This is a genomic window from Bariatricus sp. SGI.161 (assembly GCF_050313695.1).
Classification (GTDB): Bacteria; Bacillota; Clostridia; order Lachnospirales; family Lachnospiraceae; genus JAFBIX01.
Window position 1 is genome coordinate 15,992 of record NZ_JBNPLX010000015.1, and the last position, 16,662, is coordinate 32,653.

A 16,662-nucleotide genomic window follows, 5' to 3' on the forward strand; every position below is an offset into this window, starting at 1 on the left:
TTACTGGTTCTTATTTACAATCTTTGTCTCGTAAGTTCCTGTTGCGATATCAATATAACGCACAAAAAGGGAAACTTTATTATCTTCATTTAAGCTGTTCCACAACATCTCTGTAAATGCATTCATATCATCTGGAATTGCAATCAGCTTCGGTTCTCCTTCAAAACTTGGCAATGGGTTGCCATCGCACTTGTATGTATGGATGAAATGACCTTCTCCTGCTGCTGGATTCTCATATGCAAATGTATAACGATTACAGCTGTCTGGATTACCATTATTACTCTTTAAAATGGACATCGCATAATTATAGTTACCCTTTTCAATATGCATGATACCTGAAATTCTTGGTGTGTAATTCGGTCCGTCCGGTTCAAACTCACGGCTTCTCAATGACTGCTCAAATGTCATCTGCTTATCCATACCTTCATAGATCGTATCCGTCTGATCTCCATTCGTTACGATCGTCTTATTGCCAAGCACACGAACAGGTGCATAGATAATCAGACTTGGATCGGTAAGTTTTGACGGATCAAACGCTTGTGTGCGGATTCCCTCTCCTTCTTCAACAAAAATACGGTTACGGCTATTCTCACTTCTTCCCATAATAAAATAAGCAGTCACAGCCTTAGTTCCGTCTGCACTTCTTCCAATGATAATTCCACGTCCAGGATAAGAATTTCCCTGTAATTCTTTCTCGATTGATAACATTTCCATGAATACATCTCCTTTTTCGTTGGTTTTGAACTGTTATTCTATTATATATAATATACGACCTTTTTTCCAGTCATATTTCAAACTTCTTAGCCCTTCTATTGAAGCGCTTAAATTATAATGATACAATATCTATAGTCAGACAATTCTAAAATGGAGGAATATTTTTATGAGAAATTCAAAATTATCTATTCTTTTTTGCATTCTATTGGCCATACTGCTTCCAGGATGTAAAAGTAAATATACAGCTGATCAATATGTTGGCAAACAGATCACCACTATGAAAAATTCTGCCCCCGAAAGTTTTGCTTCCCTTCTGGATGATGGGATTGCAAAAAGTAACGAAAACTATGTATTACAGTTCCCTGAAGAGTTAAAAGAACCTTATTTCGAATTCCTGCAATCCTCTTTTCAGACAATCCAGTTTGAAGTGGCCAAAGCCAAAGAAAATGGTGACGGAAGCTATTCTGTCCAGATTACTTATACTCCTGTCAATATTGGAGAAACATTAAGTTCCAAAAATACTGAGCTGATCTCTTCTCTGGAAAGTTCCAGTCTTACAGAGGCAGTTTCTTCTGTATTAAAAGAGGACTGTAAGATACTTGCTGATTCTCCAGTTTATAATGATGAGATTATATCCACCGTAAAGCTGACCCAAAATGCTGACGGATATTCCATTGATGAAGACAGTATGTTTACATTTTTGTCTCAGGCGCTCTATGGATATATGGAACCATACAACATTGTCTGTGAATTATTTGATGCGCAGGATTTTCTTACTGCTTATCTTGACGCTTCTTTTAAAGGCGATGTGGTACAATTTGCCAAACATACTGGCCGTACAGAAGAAGAGACTCTCGCATGGTATGAATCAGATGTTTTTGATCCTCCTTCAGACTTAAGTTTTGCATATGTGTCCAGATATCAGGAAGCTTTAAAAGGAATTATGAATCAATGTCAATACACCGTAGGCATTCCTCAAAAAGAATCTGGAATCTACAGCTACACAGTGGATGTTACCGTAATTCCAAACAATAGTCTGCTCAACGCTTTTCAGGAATTCGAACAAGGGACCTATTATTCCATTGACGAAGCTTCTTTGGGTCTTGTACAGGCAATGGAAAAATATAGTGTATCGCCTGATTATGGTACAGAAACCGTCTTAAATGTTCCAATTAATATGAACTCCTTACTAAATGCAGGAAATGATGATTCTGAATTATCCAATCTGGCAGCTACAATACTTCCTTTACCAGAGTAAAATTCTGATCTGCCTAATAAAATGTAACAAATTTGTAAATATTTTTTGAATTTTTTTATATACTTTACTTCTTGTCCCCTGCTTTTGCCTGAGTTAAAATGTATGAAGTTAAAAACGACATTTTAAAAATTCATGAACAGGGGACTAAATATGAAAACAACAAAACAACGAGATTATCTGTTCGATAATTATAAAGTTTTTTTAATTGTATTAGTCGTTATCGGACATTTTATTGAACAAAGCTATGAATATAACTCATTTTTATATACATTAAAATGGCTGATTGTATCCTTTCACATGCCAGCTTTTATCTTTATATCAGGATACTTTTCCAAAAGAGAACTCTCTTTTAAAACGCTATTTCGCAAACTGGTAATTCCTTACATTGTATATGAACTAATTTATTATCTTTTGTATATTATAATTATCCATAAATCAACCAGACTTTATCTAATGTACCCAAAATTCTCTTTGTGGTATATTCTGGCTCTCTTTATCTGGCGCCTGCTCACTCCTTATGTTAAGAAGCTTCCACACTACATGATGCTTTCTGTTGCAGCCGGGCTTCTTATCGGATGTTCCAGCATTCCAGATAATTTTTTAAGCATTCCAAGAGTTCTGGTTTTCTTCCCTTTTTTCCTGGCTGGGACTTTATTCGACCGCGATATTCTAACAAAACTTCGTAACCGTAAGAACCAGTTTCTGGCATTGACTGGTATTATTGCTTTTACCTCTTTTCTAATACTAGAACCATTGCACAAGAATCTGTCACCAAAGATTTTTTACGGAAGATACAATTACAATTATCTTGGACAGGGTTCCCTAGAAGGAATTCTCTGTCGAATGATTTGTTACGCAATTGGATTTGGAATGACTTTTGCAATTGCACTTTTAATATCTGAAAAGAAAAATCAATATTCTTATATTGGCACACGCACCATGGCAGTTTATTTGTTCCACGGATTAATTTATTCTTATTTGAAAGGATGCACTAACATCCTGCAAAATGTAAACACACTTTTTGAATCTATTTTACTGATTCTTTTTTGTATCTTACTAACGATAGCTTTATCTTCCTCACAGTTGACTACTTTTACCAATACAGTTTCCAACTTGCATCTGAGGGATTTTATGGCACATCTAACCGATTACAATATTATATTACCGGAACATGTGTATAGATACAGCAATCGCAGATTAGCCCACTAATCTGCGATTGTTTCTCCTGGCCTGACAATCTTTTTTACCCATTCTTTTCGAATCTCCCAGAGATTGCCACACACGTTAAAAATAGTCCAATTATCAATCTCAAAACATCTCTTCCAACTTTCTCTTATCCGCTGTTCTTCTTCCGGATACATTCCTTTATATCTGCCTTCAATGAACTCAAACCCATTCGCAACTCCAAGATCTTTCAGATGCTGCTTATAAGCAGCCGCATCTTCCTCATCCTTCGGAAGATAGATACGATTCAGCACATAATCCCATTTCACATCGTCAAAATACATTACCTGCTCTTTAGGAACCTCCAGAATATAAACCACCGTTCCAGGAATCGGTCTCAGACAGTTCTCTTCACTGATAGAGCACCAGATTGGTGCCTGTACATCATCCGGCTTGGGCACTCTTTTTGCCGCTTCTTTCGTAAACCAGTCATAACTCTCCATAAAAAGTGGTGCGATATCCCCAAAATGCATCTCTACATACACTCTTTGATTAATGATTCTTCCATCCCTTTCCAATTGATATAACGTCTTATCATTCTGCCGGGTATAAAGTCTAATCATCTCCTGCCCCATACATGAACCTCTCTTCCTGTGAATTATAATTTTATTCTTACTATTTCTTCCTTTTTTGTCAAGCCAAACCTTGCGATCGCTACTGTAACTTCTTGTTCATCACCCTTCAAACTCTTCTCTTTGTCCACTGATAGTTCTTCATATCCACATGCCCATCAATGAATTCTACCCCTTCAGCCTCCAGGAGTTCTTTTTGGAGGCTTCCATCGGTTCCTCCAAATGCCCTGGAAGTTCTCCCTTCCTTTGTCACAACGCGGTGACAGGGAATATCACTCTCTATAGGGACCGCGTGTAAAGCATATCCCACTACTCGGGACCAGCGGCGATTTCCTGCCAATTCCGCAATCTGTCCGTAAGAAGCCACTGTTCCCCTGGGAATCTGACGGACAATATCATAGATTTTTTCAAATGTGTTCTGATTCTCCATCTCTACATACCATCTCTCACAACTTGATTATCTTCGTTGCAGTCTTCTCCTGAAATACCTCATCATGTTCTACAAATATCATGGTCGGGCAATAAAAATCTATGATTTAGAAACAGAATTTATAATCTTGTTTACAATCAGGCAAAGGATGATCGTAATGATCATATCCGGCAGTGTATTTCCCACTATCATATCAACATTCATGAGAACTCGATATGCAAGAAAACCAATGACCCACACTGCCATATTCGGTACATTTACCATGCTCACGCTATGATCTTTCCTCAAAATAAAGAAATCTGCAATCTGAATGGCAATCATCGGCGCAAATACAGAACCAATCAGATACAAGAAATCAGTAATATTATCCATCGGATATACGATTGCTGCAGCCGTTCCGATAACCGTCACGGCAACTGCCACATGCTTTCCATTCCATTTTGATACAATGGACTCACTGGAAATTCCGGCAGAATACGCATCCAGAAATGTTGTAGTAACTGTGGAAAAGATAATGATCAGAAGTCCTGCTGCGCCAAGTCCTGCCTTCAGCATAATCTGTGCAATGTCATATTCTCCGGTATAGATTGCCGCACCCATTCCAATGACATACATCCAACAACTTACAATTCCATACACAATGGCACTGGCTGCTGTTGCTTTGACTGGTTCTTTCGCTTCTCTGGTATAATCACTGATCAGCGGAAGCCAGGATAACGGCATTGCTACCGACAATTCTACAGCAGCTCCGAATGTCATACTTTCATCTGCCGCCATGCCTACAGCACCGCTGTCAAAGAAGATGACTTTGCATAAGATCAGTGTCAGGATAAATAATGCTGTCATGGCAATCACATTTACCTTGCCAAGATTGGTAATTCCAATCATGATCCAGAGCACAATCAATGCTCCGATAATCAGACACCAGATCCATCTGCCGGTACTCATAATCCCGTCTGCCGCCAGGGCTCCATCATATATCATAATTGCGGTCCATCCCACAAGCTGAAGCACATTTAACACAGAGAACAAAAGACTTCCTTTCTGTCCAAAGCTCATTTTCACTGTTTCCATAGCACTCTTTCTGGCTTTTCCGCCGATTACTCCGGCCAAGAATAACATGAGACATCCGATGATATGTCCGACGATAATCGCTGCCAGACCTCGTCCAAATCCAAGCGGCGCCAGATAAGTACCTGTCAGAATCTCTGCAATGGAAACACCTGCACCAAACCAGATCATTCCATTTTCAAAGATAGAAGTACGTTTTTCTTCCATACTATCGTACCTCCTCCGCAGTTTTTGCATATTCTCCGGTCAGATTAAATGCGTGGTTCATTGGACCGCTGCCTTTGCCAAGGTCGAGCATTGCTCCAAGTGCCCCGGAAATATATGCTTTGGCACGTTCCACCGAAGTATCCAGATCGAATCCTTTTACAAGGTTCGAAGCAATTGCACTGGAAAGTGTACATCCGGTACCATGGGTATTCGGATTGTCAATTCGTTTGCCATAGAACCATTTATAAGCGCCGTCGCGATATAACAGGTCATTAGCATCATTCAGCTGATGACCGCCTTTACACAACACTGCACAATGATAAGTCTCACTGATCACTTTGGCTGCCTCAATCATATCTTCTTCTGATCTCACGGACATACCGGACAGAACCTCTGCTTCCGGGATATTCGGAGTCAGAACGCACGCCATCGGCAGCAAACATTCTTTTAATGTAGCAATTGCATCATCACTAATTAGTTTTGCGCCACTGGTCGCGACCATGACCGGATCCACCACTATATTCTCAGCCTTATATTCTTTTAATTTGTCAGCAATCGTCGTAATCAATGGGCTCGCTGATACCATGCCGATCTTCACTGCATTGGGATAGATATCGGTAAATATATTATCTAACTGCTCTGCTAAAAATTCAGGAGTCACCTCCATAATTCCGGTCACGCCAGTTGTATTCTGCGCTGTTAAAGCTGTAATTGCGCTCATAGCGTATACGCCGTTACTGATCATTGTCTTAATATCCGCCTGAATACCGGCGCCTCCGCTGGAATCACTGCCAGCGATTGTTAATGCTGTTCTCATCTCTCATTCTTCCTTTCTTCTTTTGATAGCATTAATTTTTTATAGCGACATAAGGTGGTGCCCCCAATTTGCCGCTGAAGTAAGCATCTGAAATTCATTTCCATCTTTTTATTCATATCCCAGATGCATATTTCCAGAATCTGTCAACTTCCGTCATATCTTCCAGATAAAGCTCTGCCGTCTCTTGGATCTTTTCATTATCATCCGCACTAAATCTGTCATACACGCCTACCGTGTGAAAGCCTGCTCTTTTTGCCGTCTCAAGTGCGTGAAGCACATCCTCAAATACACAGATCTCCTCGGGTCCTGCCTCCAGATATTCACTGGCCTTCTGATAGATAACGGGACGATTCTTTCCTGCTCCGACTTCCGAACAGGTAAATATTTTCTCAATGTAATTCGTTATATTCAGTCGCCTGAATGCTGCCTCCACCAGTTCTCTTTCACTGGATGTTGCCACGACCATCGATATGCCCTTCTGGTACAGGCTCGCCAGATAGTCTGTCACACCGGGCTTTAACTGAACTTCATTATAATAAAAATCTCGCACTGTATCCAGCACTCCTGCAATCATCTGATCTACGCTTTGCTCTAAATGATAATGCTCTTTTAAATATACTGCGCCTTCTTCAATTCCAAGGGGAAACAATATCTCGCTCAGTCCTGGTTCTGGTTTCACTCCTTGCTTCTCAAGATAACGCACGCCTACATCCTGCCAGATCTCCATTGAATCCAGGAGTGTTCCATCCACATCAAAAATGATTCCTTTTAACATGATTCCACCATTTCTTTGGTTAACTTTTTTAATTCTATTGTTGCGTTTTTTATATCCTTCTGTGCAAATATGGCGCTAATGACTGCGATTCCACTTGCTCCATTTCCAGCAAGCTGCAATACATTGTCCTTACTGATTCCTCCAATTGCCACCACCGGTATCTTTACGGCGTCACAGATTGCTTTTAATGTTTCATGGCTGATTCCCTTGGCATCTGCCTTCGAATCCGTGTGAAACACCGCACCCACTCCCAGGTAATCGGCTCCTCTCTTCTCAGCAAGCAACGCCTGTTCCACCGTCTTGGCTGTCACTCCGATGATCTTATCAGGGCCAAGTTTTTCACGGACATTTCCAGCCTCCATATCACTCTGCCCCACATGGACCCCATCTGCATCCACAGCAGCTGCAATATCCACATTGTCATTGATAACGAATGGGACATGATATCTCCTACATAATTCTTTTATTTCTCTGGCTTCTTCCAGAAAATGCTCTTCATCCAACTCCTTTTCCCTTAATTGCAGAAAAGTAACGCCGCCTTCCAGCGCCTGTTCGACCTGGCTGTATAATGTCTTCCCATCAAGCCAGCTACGATCTGTAATAGCATATAACAACATATCTTCTTTTTTACAGTTCATCTGGATGTCTCCTCTCTAATTTAATCATTAGTATTTTCTTAAAGTATCACAAGAATCATCCGTCGTCTTATCGATCTTCTTGATAATCACATAGTATCCATCCTCACCGTTGGTCTTAACCTTGACCCGGTCGCCGACCTTATGTCCCTTTATTGCTTTCCCAAGCGGGGATTCAATACTGATCAATCCCTGAAGTGAATTACCACGCACACTGGTCACGAGCCGGTAAGTCTCCGTCTCGTCATCCTCTTCAAAATAGACATCCACCGTATTGTTAATCCCTATCTCATCATCCCTCGAAACATCCGATATAATCCTTGCATTCTTCAACATCTTCTCCAGATAACGGATACGGCTCTCATTCCGATTCTTATCCTGTTTCGCTGCCTTATATTCAAAATTCTCACTCAAATCCCCCTGAGCCCTTGCTTCCTTCACCGCTTCCAGCTCCCTCTTACGAACCACCAGCTTCCGATATTCAATCTCTTCCTTAATCTTCTGTACGTCACTTTGCGTCAGTTGCTCTCCCATAGCATTCTCCACTTCCTTGTCAATTCATTTATCCTCTATTCTATCCTTTGACCAGGTTTTTGTCTAGGTGGGGACGGGGGAAAATGAAAAAACCCCCGTCCCCGCCTGTTGACTAATCAACTTTCTGATGCTATATTCATTATGTTACTTGTTGATTTGTCAACTTCTATATTAAGGAGATGATTCTCAATGCTTGAAAGATTTGAAATGCTTACGCTTGGTACCTCGCAGATATACAAGGATATCCAGAAGATTAAGAAGGCTCGTATGAATTCTCTTGGATTGAAAGGAACACATGCCATGTGTATCTATTATCTGCATCAGAATCCGGAGGGGCTTACTGCTACAGAACTGTGCAGTCTCTGCCGGGAAGACAAGGCGGGGATTTCCCGGATATTAGCGGATCTTGAGCGTCATCATTTTATTGAGTATGACCAATCTGGCACGGGGAAAAAGTATCGAACCAAAGCGGTGTTAACGGAAGAAGGAAATGAATATGCATCGAAAGTAACTGATTTAATTCTTCACGCAACACTGATGGGAGGCAAAGGTCTTAGCGATGAAGACCGGGAGGTTTTTTACCGTGTCTTATTCCAGATTGCGAATAATCTAGACAAGCTTTGTGAAGAATTAGAACAACAGCAGAAAGGATACGATTATGAATAAACTTAAAAAACTATATTGCAGAACGTTTCAGACTGCCTTTAAGATTGCACTGCCATTTCTTCCATATCGGAAACCAAAGATTGTGGGAAGTGTGAAAGCGTTGCCGGATTTTATTAAGAAGAAAAAATGTGACCATGTGCTTATTATTACGGATGCCGGCATTATGAAACTCGGCCTGACGAAGCGTCTGGAAAACGCACTGTCCGAAAATGACATTGCCTACACCATATATGGCAAGACGGTTGCCAATCCAACGACTGACAATGTTGCAGAAGCTCTGGAATTGTATCAGACCAACGGCTGTAATGCGCTGATCGGATTCGGGGGCGGTTCCAGTATGGACTGTGCCAAAGCAGTCGGAGCCAGAATTGCAAAACCGAAGCAGTCTCTGGCAAAAATGAAGGGAATCCTGAAAGTACATAAGAAACTTCCTCTTCTAATTGCCATTCCTACAACTGCCGGAACTGGAAGCGAGACCACCCTGGCTGCTGTTATCACAGATGCAGAGACCCGGCACAAGTATGCAATCAATGATTTTCCACTAATCCCGCGTTATGCAGTATTAGACCCAAAAGTTACATTAAGTCTTCCACCATTCATTACTGCGACAACCGGTATGGATGCTCTGACCCATGCTGTGGAAGCATATATCGGCAATTCTACTACGCCTGGCACTCGAAAAGATGCTCTTTTAGCTGTAAAATTAATTTTCGAAAATATCGATATCGTGTATAATGATGGTAAAAATGTGGATGCACGAAGGAATATGCTCCACGCTTCATTCTATGCCGGATGTGCATTTACCAAATCTTATGTTGGATATGTCCATGCAGTCGCACATTCTCTTGGCGGAGAATATAATATTCCGCACGGACTTGCAAATGCAATCCTGCTGCCATTTGTATTAGAAGCTTATGGCACCAGCATTCATAAAAAATTATACCGTCTGGCTCTGGAAGCCGGAATCGTAGAAGAAGGAACTCCATACGATGAAGCAGCAAAAGCATTTATTGATGCCATTAAAGATATGAAGAAGCGCTTTCACATCGGAGATACAGTAAAAGAAATCCAGGAGGAGGACATTCCAAAACTGGCACATTACGCTGACAAAGAAGCAAATCCTCTTTATCCGGTTCCAGTATTAATGAATGCAGAAGAATTAGAGGATTTTTATTATCTCTTGATGGAAGAAGATATAGAGGAGGAAGCTGATCATGACAGAAACTGAGATTAAAAAAATCGTCCAGGAGCAACGCACCTATTATTATACCGGCGCAACTCTCAGTATTGACGCCCGCATCCTGGCATTGAAAAAATTAAAGGCCTGTATTCTAAAACACGAAGCAGACATCAACGAAGCAATCAAAAAAGATCTTGGAAAAAGTGCATTTGAAAGTTATATGTGCGAAACCGGACTTGTGTTAAGCGAAATCAGCTATATGCTGAAGCATATTCATTCATTTGCCAGAGAAAAGGCGGTGCATACTCCTCTCGCTCAGTTCCACTCCAGGAGCTATAAAAAGCCATCTCCCTATGGCGTAGTTCTGATTATGAGCCCATGGAACTATCCATTCCTTTTGACTATCGATCCACTGGTCGATGCTATCGCTGCCGGTAACACTGCAGTACTGAAACCAAGTGCTTATTCTCCTCACACCAGTGAAATCATCCGGGCAATGATCCAGGAATGTTTTGATTCAAAATATGTTGCTGTCGTAACGGGAGGGCGGGCTGAGAATACCTGCCTGTTAAGCGAACATTTCGACTATATCTTCTTTACCGGAAGCCAGGCAGTCGGTAAAGAAGTCATGCGGCAGGCTTCTGCTCATCTAACGCCGGTCACTCTGGAGTTAGGCGGCAAAAGTCCTTGTATCGTAGATAAAGATGCCAACTTGAAGCTTGCAGCAAAGAGAATTGTCTTCGGTAAATATCTGAATTGCGGCCAGACTTGTGTTGCTCCTGATTATATTTACTGCGAACGCTCGGTCAAAGAACGTCTGGTCAAAGAAATCAAGAAACAGATTCAAAAGCAGTTCGGTAAACAGCCATTAAACAGAGAAAATTATGGAAAGATTATCAACGAAAAGCATTTCGACCGGATTCTTGGACTTATGGATTCTGCCAAGATTGTACACGGCGGGAACTTTGACCGTGCCACTTTACGTATTGAGCCTACAGTAATGGACAATGTCACCTTTGGCGATGTCGTAATGCAGGAAGAGATCTTCGGTCCGATCATGCCGATTCTGACCTATGATTCTCTGGATGAAGCCATCCGTAACATCAATGCAATGCCACATCCATTGGCATTATATATTTTCACAAATAACTCGTACGTAGCGAAAAAAATTACTTCCCGCTGTGGATTCGGTGGAGGCTGTATCAATGATACCATCATCCACCTGGCTACCAGCGAAATGGGATTCGGCGGATTTGGAGAAAGCGGCATGGGCTCTTATCATGGCAAAGACGGTTTTGATACCTTCTCCCATTACAAGAGTATCGTAGACAAAAAAACATGGCTGGATCTTCCGATGCGATATCAGCCATATAAAAAACTCAACAACAAATTAATCCATATTTTCTTAAAATAATCTATAAACATATTCTGAAACAGCCTCCCAGAGAATCACCGGGAGGCTGTGCTATTACTTAAAATTAATATAGTCTGAGTCAAATACAAGTTGTTCTTTCTGAAAACTTGCTTTTGTTGCTGCTTCAAACTCTTCTGGTGAATATTCTTCCATAGATACCGAGATATCGCTTTCTTTCCAGACTCCGGACTCCTCAGCCAGAGCTTTTCTTACTGCCTTTGCAAGCTTTTCCTTCATCTCTTCACTTTTTCCGGCATATAATTTTACGTTGATATGTGGCATATCATTTCCCTCCTTTAATTTCCTTCTCAATTATGAGAATCTTAGATTTGAGCCGTAATATCAATTACCTGATACTATATTTCCGCTTAAATAGATTTTAACACAATTTTTCTTTTTAATATATAGAAATCTCCAACTAATTTATTGTCCATCCACTACAGAAAATCTTTCATCCCTTTTTTGAATTCATCTAATGCCTTTAACCGCTTAACTCTGCGAAGTTTAATTCCACATACATCACAAATCTGTTCAAGACCAGCCTCTACCAATATGTTGGATACCCGAATTTCATCAGGCGCACCGCATTGTAAAATAAATCCAACGATTTCTTCTGCTATAGACGCAACCGCATCTTCTTTCGGTTCCTGAAGTTCACATCTTAACATCATTCCCGACGAGGCATCTGCAATCATGTACATCGCAGGATTCGCCGGTCGACCATATTCTACATCATTGATTCGAAATCCTGGTATGGAAACATCTATCTCTAATATCATCTTACACTTTGATGCCCGGGATAAATCAGCAAGCAGCTCTTCATCTGTTATGATCAGATTCCGAAATTGGAATGACATAAATGGAAGAGGTTTTGCACTAAGCTCCCAAGTCTTTTTATCCGCTTCAAACTCCAAAGAAAGCATATTACCTTTTTCAAAATCTACAGACATCTTCTGTTTTTCATATTGTTCTAACGCGACTTCCAGATCTTGCAGATATTCTGTCATTCGAAGCACTTCATCCTGATTGAAATTATATGGGAAATATCCAGGTTCAAAAGACAGAAAATACAGCCACTGATTTTTCCCTCTATATTTATACCCCAGTTCTTTTATAATCTTTCTCTGCTCATTCGACAGCTCATCTCTGTTCCCCCAATAGCACGTCAGATTTCTCTGCGAAAACATCACATAATCAACCGGAAGGTTCAACTGTTCCTGCATCGTAAGCATCATAAAATCATTGAGTCCTTCATACCCTTCATACACCACAATTCCATAACAATCACCACCACGGCCAAGGATGCTGAAAAATGTAGTATCTTCTTCAGCACCATTTCTGATTCCAATGATATCCATATCCCAGAATTTTTTCCAGGGTTCTAGTTTTTGAATTCTCGTTGCCGTTTCATATAATTCTTTCCATTGTATGATTGTTGCTTCTTTCCTGCCCTCTTCATATGGCACAAAATCTCCAGAATCTTCAAAGTTTTTCTCTTCTTCATCCATGCTACCATCTGGCACAAATTGATCTGGATAACGGTTACTTCCTTCATACCCACAGACACCCATTCGCGGTGAATTACATACTGGTAAGAAGAAGGTATCTTCTCCTATATCAGCTTCGTCCAGACATTCATTACACCAAAACGGATTACCTTCATACACTCCTTCAGGGTCCACCCACTGTGCCACATTACTTCCACATTGACTACAAAGAATCTGAAGTGGATTATTCCGCGATAACAAGGTGATCTTTTCTGATTTTTGGGCTCCCACATAATAATCATGCACACGAATCACCAATTCTGTTGTAGAACCAAAATCATATTCATAATTTATTGAATCACCAACAATAAGTACATTTTTTACTTTATCATTCATTCTCTTTGCAGGAGGTCCCCAAAAGCTGTCTGTATCTGGGCAAGACTCATATCTTATTCCCTGAATCTCAAACGCACTAAGATGTCCACAACATTCTACCCAGATGTCACGAATAAATGCATCTAAGTCTTTTAATGTTGCCGTTTCCCTTATCTCTACAATTAACCAGTATGAAGAATCATATTTATCTGAGATTACTAATTCAAACCATCCACATCTTGGTTTGCCATTTTCCTGTTCCATTCTTTTCTTCCGGGCTTTACACGTCGGCAAATGCCTTAGCATTCCACCTCTCGTATACTCTTTGCCACAAAATTTACAGACTCCTCTTGTTTGCTTCGCCATATGATTACCTCTCTCTATTTCAATTGTTTTTGTGCGATCTTTTCGAAAGCTTTCTCCTTCGTTCTGTTTAAACATATGTGTGCTGCATACTTGCTACTAACCCACAGCAGCTTATCACAACTTAGCACTTCTCTTCATGGCCAGATATCAGCGATGGTATCTGGCTTTTTGAAAAAGTATTCGGACAAATATTTAAGCAATTTTTTCCTTTACATTTTCTAATTCATATAGCATATCCGGATCCAAATCTAAGCATTTGCTTTCATCTCTGGTTCCAGTGACATCCCAAGCCAATGAATCATTTAATATTGTGCATGCATTCATAAAAAAATCAATATCCTTTAATCGTTCAAAAACCTTTTTTTCTAAGAGATGACTTGCATCATAACAAACTATTTTTCCATCCTCGAAATATACATCTACTTTATAGTCCCTATATGGGATTACCTGCACTACTTTTGGAAACATATTCATCCCCTCTCATATTAAACCAAAGGATTGATTCGATTTAATGGAAGTCCATCTTTGATTTCCATTATATTCTGCGTGAAAGTGTGGTGGATTATGATCTTCATAATACATTGTAACACGAATCTCATAAAACAAAGAAATTTCTGGCATATCTAACACCTCCGTAGCCAATCTTATATATATATTACCACACCAGGGGATTTTGCAAAACAATTCTTTTATTTTTAAGCAATTTAAAAACCTGCCTTTCGAAGTTCATCCATCATTGCAGTTCTACGTTTGTATTCTCGTCTCCATGTAGCCGCAATATCTTCTGCTACAGTTTTTCCTCCATCACATTTAGATATCTTCTTAAGATATGGCATGAGATATTTATATTTTTTCCTTTCATTCGCCATTTCAGCCGCCTGTTTTAAATAAGCAGAATATATTTTTATTACTCGTTCCGGCATTATTTTGCGCAAAATTTTATCATATGAATCCAGCAGACTAACTTTATTGGAACTCTCTTCAATCTTACTCATCAACTCATCATATCGTTTTTCTTCATAGAGTAACTGACATACAAAATCTTCATACCGGCTTTTCATCACGATATCATCAACCATCTGACTCCATTGATCCGGGTTCACAATACATGCTTTCAACATCTTAACATAGGTTAAATCATATTGCCAAAAAGATGTAATATACCGTATAAGTTCCTCAATATATTCCTCTGTTTTCCCTAATTTATCGTATATTTCTATTAATTGCTCGCTATATTTTTCCAACTGCTCGATATTACCAGCATCAAGCTCTTTGCTTTCTAACAACACCTTTATAGCTGTATCATAATCATTATTCTCGATTGCCTCTGAGATTTCCAATTCTCGAATCACAAAAAACCTGCGGTTTGCATGTTTATACTCCTTGATTTGCTCAGCAGTATAGTTTAATTTTTTCATATATTCTATTCTCTTTATGATTGGATTTTCAAATCCATAGTGAACCGAATATATTGTTCCACAATCGGATCCCGAACGTTTATTTATGAAATTATCCAGGTTTTTAATCTTTTCTGTTATCATTTCTTCTGTTGCAAAAAATTCAAACAGGATTTCTTCCATATATTCTTCATATATATCAATTACGTACCCATCCTGATGCGTTTCAAACCATGTTTTTATCTCATTTCTGTATATATCATCACTTTTTTCAATAATTTGCTTCCAACATTCATAGCAGGCATTCGCAACCCAAGAAGAACTTCCATCCGAATCATCCATATCGATATTTCCAATACAATGAAATACCAGATTTGTCAACTCAAACGCTTGTTTTAAGCAATTTTTTTCAATTAATAGCATTACCTTTGTATGCAAAAAACCGCTTAACTCGGATGTAAATTCAGAGGCATGATACCAATCCACATACCCTCCTCTGCTATTTCGATATATAATGTGATCTATTTCTGTCCGAAGTTCCAGCATTAACTTACTATTCATTTTAAATTCATATTGCATCTGCAATTTATGCTTTAATCCTTCATCTGCCAAAACAAATTCGACCAACAATTCTCTTACTTTGTCTTCCGGTATTTTTGAAATAAGCTCTGTTACTTCTTCTTTTTTCCTTTGATGCCTTTGGAAAAAGTCCTCTTTTAGTAATGAAACCTCTTCTTCTGTATCGTTATCTTCTATTTCAGCATCCTTTCCAGCCAGCATTTCCTCAAACTGAAACAAAGCCGCCGCCATGTGTTTGCAATTTCTTCCATCCGCTGCATATGGACAGGAACAGTACATATCTATTACGTCTTCTCCATCCAACGTAATTTGAACATCATATACATCCGTTCCATCTACCTGTGCTATAATTTCGTCATCAGAATAGCTAAAATCTACGACATGACCATCTTCATAATATTCAATCCCTCTGTCCAAAATATGTTGTCTAAATAATGTATACCATTTCATTTTATTTCTTGAACCTATATTCTTTCTTCAGTCTTTCATAGATTTCAAAAGCCACCGGACAAACAGACACAGCCTCCAACACACTATATAAGCTCCACAGACGTTCTGGTTGATTCGTATACGGATATCTTTTACAGCTTTCAGGCTTGCAATCTCCCAATTTACAACTCCCGTCCTCCATCAAAAAATCACATGGTTTATGCTTTGTCTGGTAATTCCCCTCAGAATCTTTTCCGCCTAAATATTGTTCAGCAAAATCTGTAGCGGTTACTCCTAAATACAGTGCATCTTTCTCAACATCCTCCTCCGGAATGCTTCCATGATACATCTTGCAACAATTTCTACATCTATTACAATCATATTGTGTAAACAACTCGTCATGCAATTTAAAAAACTGCTCATCCAGTTCTTTTTCATCCGCATTACACTTCAAAAATGTACGAAATTCCAGATTTTCCCTTTCTCTTTTCTGAGCTTCAAATTTCACTTTCCTTGGCGCCAGCATTGTTTT

General features: G+C 39.6%; 19 protein-coding genes. 5 read left to right on the forward strand and 14 right to left on the reverse strand.

Annotated features, from left to right (window positions below; translation table 11 throughout):
- A complete protein-coding gene (locus tag ACQRBH_RS10065) occupies positions 1–714 on the reverse strand; it encodes an IMP cyclohydrolase (RefSeq protein WP_235233355.1) in 714 nt (237 codons plus the stop codon).
- Between the two features lie 166 nt (positions 715–880).
- Between ACQRBH_RS10065 and ACQRBH_RS10070 the strand changes: the two genes are divergently transcribed.
- Positions 881–1,972, forward strand: coding sequence for a hypothetical protein (locus tag ACQRBH_RS10070; protein ID WP_427761526.1), 1,092 nt, complete (start codon positions 881–883; stop codon positions 1,970–1,972).
- A gap of 150 nt (positions 1,973–2,122) precedes the next feature.
- Entirely contained in the window at positions 2,123–3,181 is a 1,059-nt protein-coding gene (locus tag ACQRBH_RS10075) for an acyltransferase family protein (protein ID WP_427761527.1), read from the forward strand.
- On the opposite strand, the gene ACQRBH_RS10080 is transcribed toward ACQRBH_RS10075, so the two are convergent.
- The 7 genes from ACQRBH_RS10080 to greA all read right to left on the reverse strand — a co-directional run bounded on the left by ACQRBH_RS10080 (position 3,178) and on the right by greA (position 8,237).
- Positions 3,178–3,771, reverse strand: a complete 594-nt coding sequence (locus ACQRBH_RS10080; protein WP_427761528.1) for a DUF3841 domain-containing protein — start codon at positions 3,769–3,771, stop codon at positions 3,178–3,180. The two genes, ACQRBH_RS10075 and ACQRBH_RS10080, sit on opposite strands and share 4 nt — an antisense overlap.
- A 106-nt stretch (positions 3,772–3,877) precedes the next feature.
- The gene (locus tag ACQRBH_RS10085; protein WP_427744332.1) at positions 3,878–4,198 is read right to left on the reverse strand and encodes an MGMT family protein; all 321 of its coding nucleotides are present in this window, start codon (positions 4,196–4,198) and stop codon (positions 3,878–3,880) included.
- Positions 4,199–4,297: 99 nt separating this feature from the next.
- Positions 4,298–5,476 (reverse strand): putative hydroxymethylpyrimidine transporter CytX, encoded by a 1,179-nt coding sequence (gene cytX, locus ACQRBH_RS10090; RefSeq protein ID WP_235233348.1) that lies wholly within the window; start codon positions 5,474–5,476, stop codon positions 4,298–4,300.
- Position 5,477: 1 nt separating this feature from the next.
- Positions 5,478–6,293, reverse strand: coding sequence for a bifunctional hydroxymethylpyrimidine kinase/phosphomethylpyrimidine kinase (thiD, locus tag ACQRBH_RS10095; protein ID WP_427761529.1), 816 nt, complete (start codon positions 6,291–6,293; stop codon positions 5,478–5,480).
- A 112-nt stretch (positions 6,294–6,405) separates the two neighbouring features.
- Positions 6,406–7,068: an HAD family hydrolase gene (locus ACQRBH_RS10100; protein ID WP_235233345.1), complete on the reverse strand. Its 663-nt coding sequence runs from the start codon at positions 7,066–7,068 to the stop codon at positions 6,406–6,408.
- The gene (gene thiE, locus ACQRBH_RS10105; RefSeq protein ID WP_427744335.1) at positions 7,062–7,706 is read right to left on the reverse strand and encodes a thiamine phosphate synthase; all 645 of its coding nucleotides are present in this window, start codon (positions 7,704–7,706) and stop codon (positions 7,062–7,064) included. The genes ACQRBH_RS10100 and thiE overlap by 7 nt, the downstream gene beginning before the upstream one ends.
- A 27-nt stretch (positions 7,707–7,733) precedes the next feature.
- Positions 7,734–8,237 (reverse strand): transcription elongation factor GreA, encoded by a 504-nt coding sequence (gene greA, locus ACQRBH_RS10110; RefSeq protein WP_235233342.1) that lies wholly within the window; start codon positions 8,235–8,237, stop codon positions 7,734–7,736.
- Between the two features lie 189 nt (positions 8,238–8,426).
- Between greA and ACQRBH_RS10115 the strand changes: the two genes are divergently transcribed.
- The 3 genes from ACQRBH_RS10115 to ACQRBH_RS10125 are packed head-to-tail and all read left to right on the forward strand — an operon-like array spanning position 8,427 to position 11,497.
- Positions 8,427–8,903: a MarR family winged helix-turn-helix transcriptional regulator gene (locus tag ACQRBH_RS10115; protein WP_235233341.1), complete on the forward strand. Its 477-nt coding sequence runs from the start codon at positions 8,427–8,429 to the stop codon at positions 8,901–8,903.
- Positions 8,896–10,131: an iron-containing alcohol dehydrogenase gene (locus tag ACQRBH_RS10120; protein WP_427761530.1), complete on the forward strand. Its 1,236-nt coding sequence runs from the start codon at positions 8,896–8,898 to the stop codon at positions 10,129–10,131. Before ACQRBH_RS10115 ends, ACQRBH_RS10120 begins: the two co-directional genes overlap by 8 nt.
- Positions 10,118–11,497, forward strand: a complete 1,380-nt coding sequence (locus ACQRBH_RS10125) for an aldehyde dehydrogenase (protein WP_427761531.1) — start codon at positions 10,118–10,120, stop codon at positions 11,495–11,497. Before ACQRBH_RS10120 ends, ACQRBH_RS10125 begins: the two co-directional genes overlap by 14 nt.
- Positions 11,498–11,551: 54 nt before the next feature.
- On the opposite strand, the gene ACQRBH_RS10130 is transcribed toward ACQRBH_RS10125, so the two are convergent.
- From ACQRBH_RS10130 to ACQRBH_RS10155, 6 genes are all read right to left on the reverse strand, one after another.
- On the reverse strand, positions 11,552–11,779 hold the full coding sequence (locus ACQRBH_RS10130) for a tautomerase family protein (protein WP_235233336.1): 228 nt from the start codon (positions 11,777–11,779) through the stop codon (positions 11,552–11,554).
- A gap of 155 nt (positions 11,780–11,934) precedes the next feature.
- A complete protein-coding gene (locus ACQRBH_RS10135; RefSeq protein WP_427761532.1) occupies positions 11,935–13,725 on the reverse strand; it encodes a DUF7309 domain-containing protein in 1,791 nt (596 codons plus the stop codon).
- Between the two features lie 192 nt (positions 13,726–13,917).
- Positions 13,918–14,193, reverse strand: coding sequence for a DUF2442 domain-containing protein (locus tag ACQRBH_RS10140; RefSeq protein WP_347376075.1), 276 nt, complete (start codon positions 14,191–14,193; stop codon positions 13,918–13,920).
- A 12-nt stretch (positions 14,194–14,205) separates the two neighbouring features.
- Positions 14,206–14,346, reverse strand: a complete 141-nt coding sequence (locus ACQRBH_RS10145; RefSeq protein WP_427761533.1) for a DUF4160 domain-containing protein — start codon at positions 14,344–14,346, stop codon at positions 14,206–14,208.
- Between the two features lie 83 nt (positions 14,347–14,429).
- Entirely contained in the window at positions 14,430–16,151 is a 1,722-nt protein-coding gene (locus ACQRBH_RS10150) for an SWIM zinc finger family protein (protein ID WP_427761534.1), read from the reverse strand.
- A gap of 1 nt (position 16,152) precedes the next feature.
- On the reverse strand, positions 16,153–16,656 hold the full coding sequence (locus ACQRBH_RS10155) for a YkgJ family cysteine cluster protein (protein WP_427761535.1): 504 nt from the start codon (positions 16,654–16,656) through the stop codon (positions 16,153–16,155).
- Positions 16,657–16,662 lie beyond the last annotated feature (6 nt).

Bases quoted from the DNA above. Each gene is read 5' to 3' on its own strand.
- ACQRBH_RS10065 (WP_235233355.1), bottom strand. From the start codon at position 714: ATGGAAATGTTATCAATCGAGAAAGAATTACAGGGAAATTCTTATCCT.
- ACQRBH_RS10070 (WP_427761526.1), top strand. From the start codon at position 881: ATGAGAAATTCAAAATTATCTATTCTTTTTTGCATTCTATTGGCCATA.
- ACQRBH_RS10075 (WP_427761527.1), top strand. From the start codon at position 2,123: ATGAAAACAACAAAACAACGAGATTATCTGTTCGATAATTATAAAGTT.
- ACQRBH_RS10080 (WP_427761528.1), bottom strand. From the start codon at position 3,771: ATGGGGCAGGAGATGATTAGACTTTATACCCGGCAGAATGATAAGACG.
- ACQRBH_RS10085 (WP_427744332.1), bottom strand. From the start codon at position 4,198: ATGGAGAATCAGAACACATTTGAAAAAATCTATGATATTGTCCGTCAG.
- cytX (WP_235233348.1), bottom strand. From the start codon at position 5,476: ATGGAAGAAAAACGTACTTCTATCTTTGAAAATGGAATGATCTGGTTT.
- thiD (WP_427761529.1), bottom strand. From the start codon at position 6,293: ATGAGAACAGCATTAACAATCGCTGGCAGTGATTCCAGCGGAGGCGCC.
- ACQRBH_RS10100 (WP_235233345.1), bottom strand. From the start codon at position 7,068: ATGTTAAAAGGAATCATTTTTGATGTGGATGGAACACTCCTGGATTCA.
- thiE (WP_427744335.1), bottom strand. From the start codon at position 7,706: ATGAACTGTAAAAAAGAAGATATGTTGTTATATGCTATTACAGATCGT.
- greA (WP_235233342.1), bottom strand. From the start codon at position 8,237: ATGGGAGAGCAACTGACGCAAAGTGACGTACAGAAGATTAAGGAAGAG.
- ACQRBH_RS10115 (WP_235233341.1), top strand. From the start codon at position 8,427: ATGCTTGAAAGATTTGAAATGCTTACGCTTGGTACCTCGCAGATATAC.
- ACQRBH_RS10120 (WP_427761530.1), top strand. From the start codon at position 8,896: ATGAATAAACTTAAAAAACTATATTGCAGAACGTTTCAGACTGCCTTT.
- ACQRBH_RS10125 (WP_427761531.1), top strand. From the start codon at position 10,118: ATGACAGAAACTGAGATTAAAAAAATCGTCCAGGAGCAACGCACCTAT.
- ACQRBH_RS10130 (WP_235233336.1), bottom strand. From the start codon at position 11,779: ATGCCACATATCAACGTAAAATTATATGCCGGAAAAAGTGAAGAGATG.
- ACQRBH_RS10135 (WP_427761532.1), bottom strand. From the start codon at position 13,725: ATGGCGAAGCAAACAAGAGGAGTCTGTAAATTTTGTGGCAAAGAGTAT.
- ACQRBH_RS10140 (WP_347376075.1), bottom strand. From the start codon at position 14,193: ATGTTTCCAAAAGTAGTGCAGGTAATCCCATATAGGGACTATAAAGTA.
- ACQRBH_RS10145 (WP_427761533.1), bottom strand. From the start codon at position 14,346: ATGCCAGAAATTTCTTTGTTTTATGAGATTCGTGTTACAATGTATTAT.
- ACQRBH_RS10150 (WP_427761534.1), bottom strand. From the start codon at position 16,151: ATGAAATGGTATACATTATTTAGACAACATATTTTGGACAGAGGGATT.
- ACQRBH_RS10155 (WP_427761535.1), bottom strand. From the start codon at position 16,656: ATGCTGGCGCCAAGGAAAGTGAAATTTGAAGCTCAGAAAAGAGAAAGG.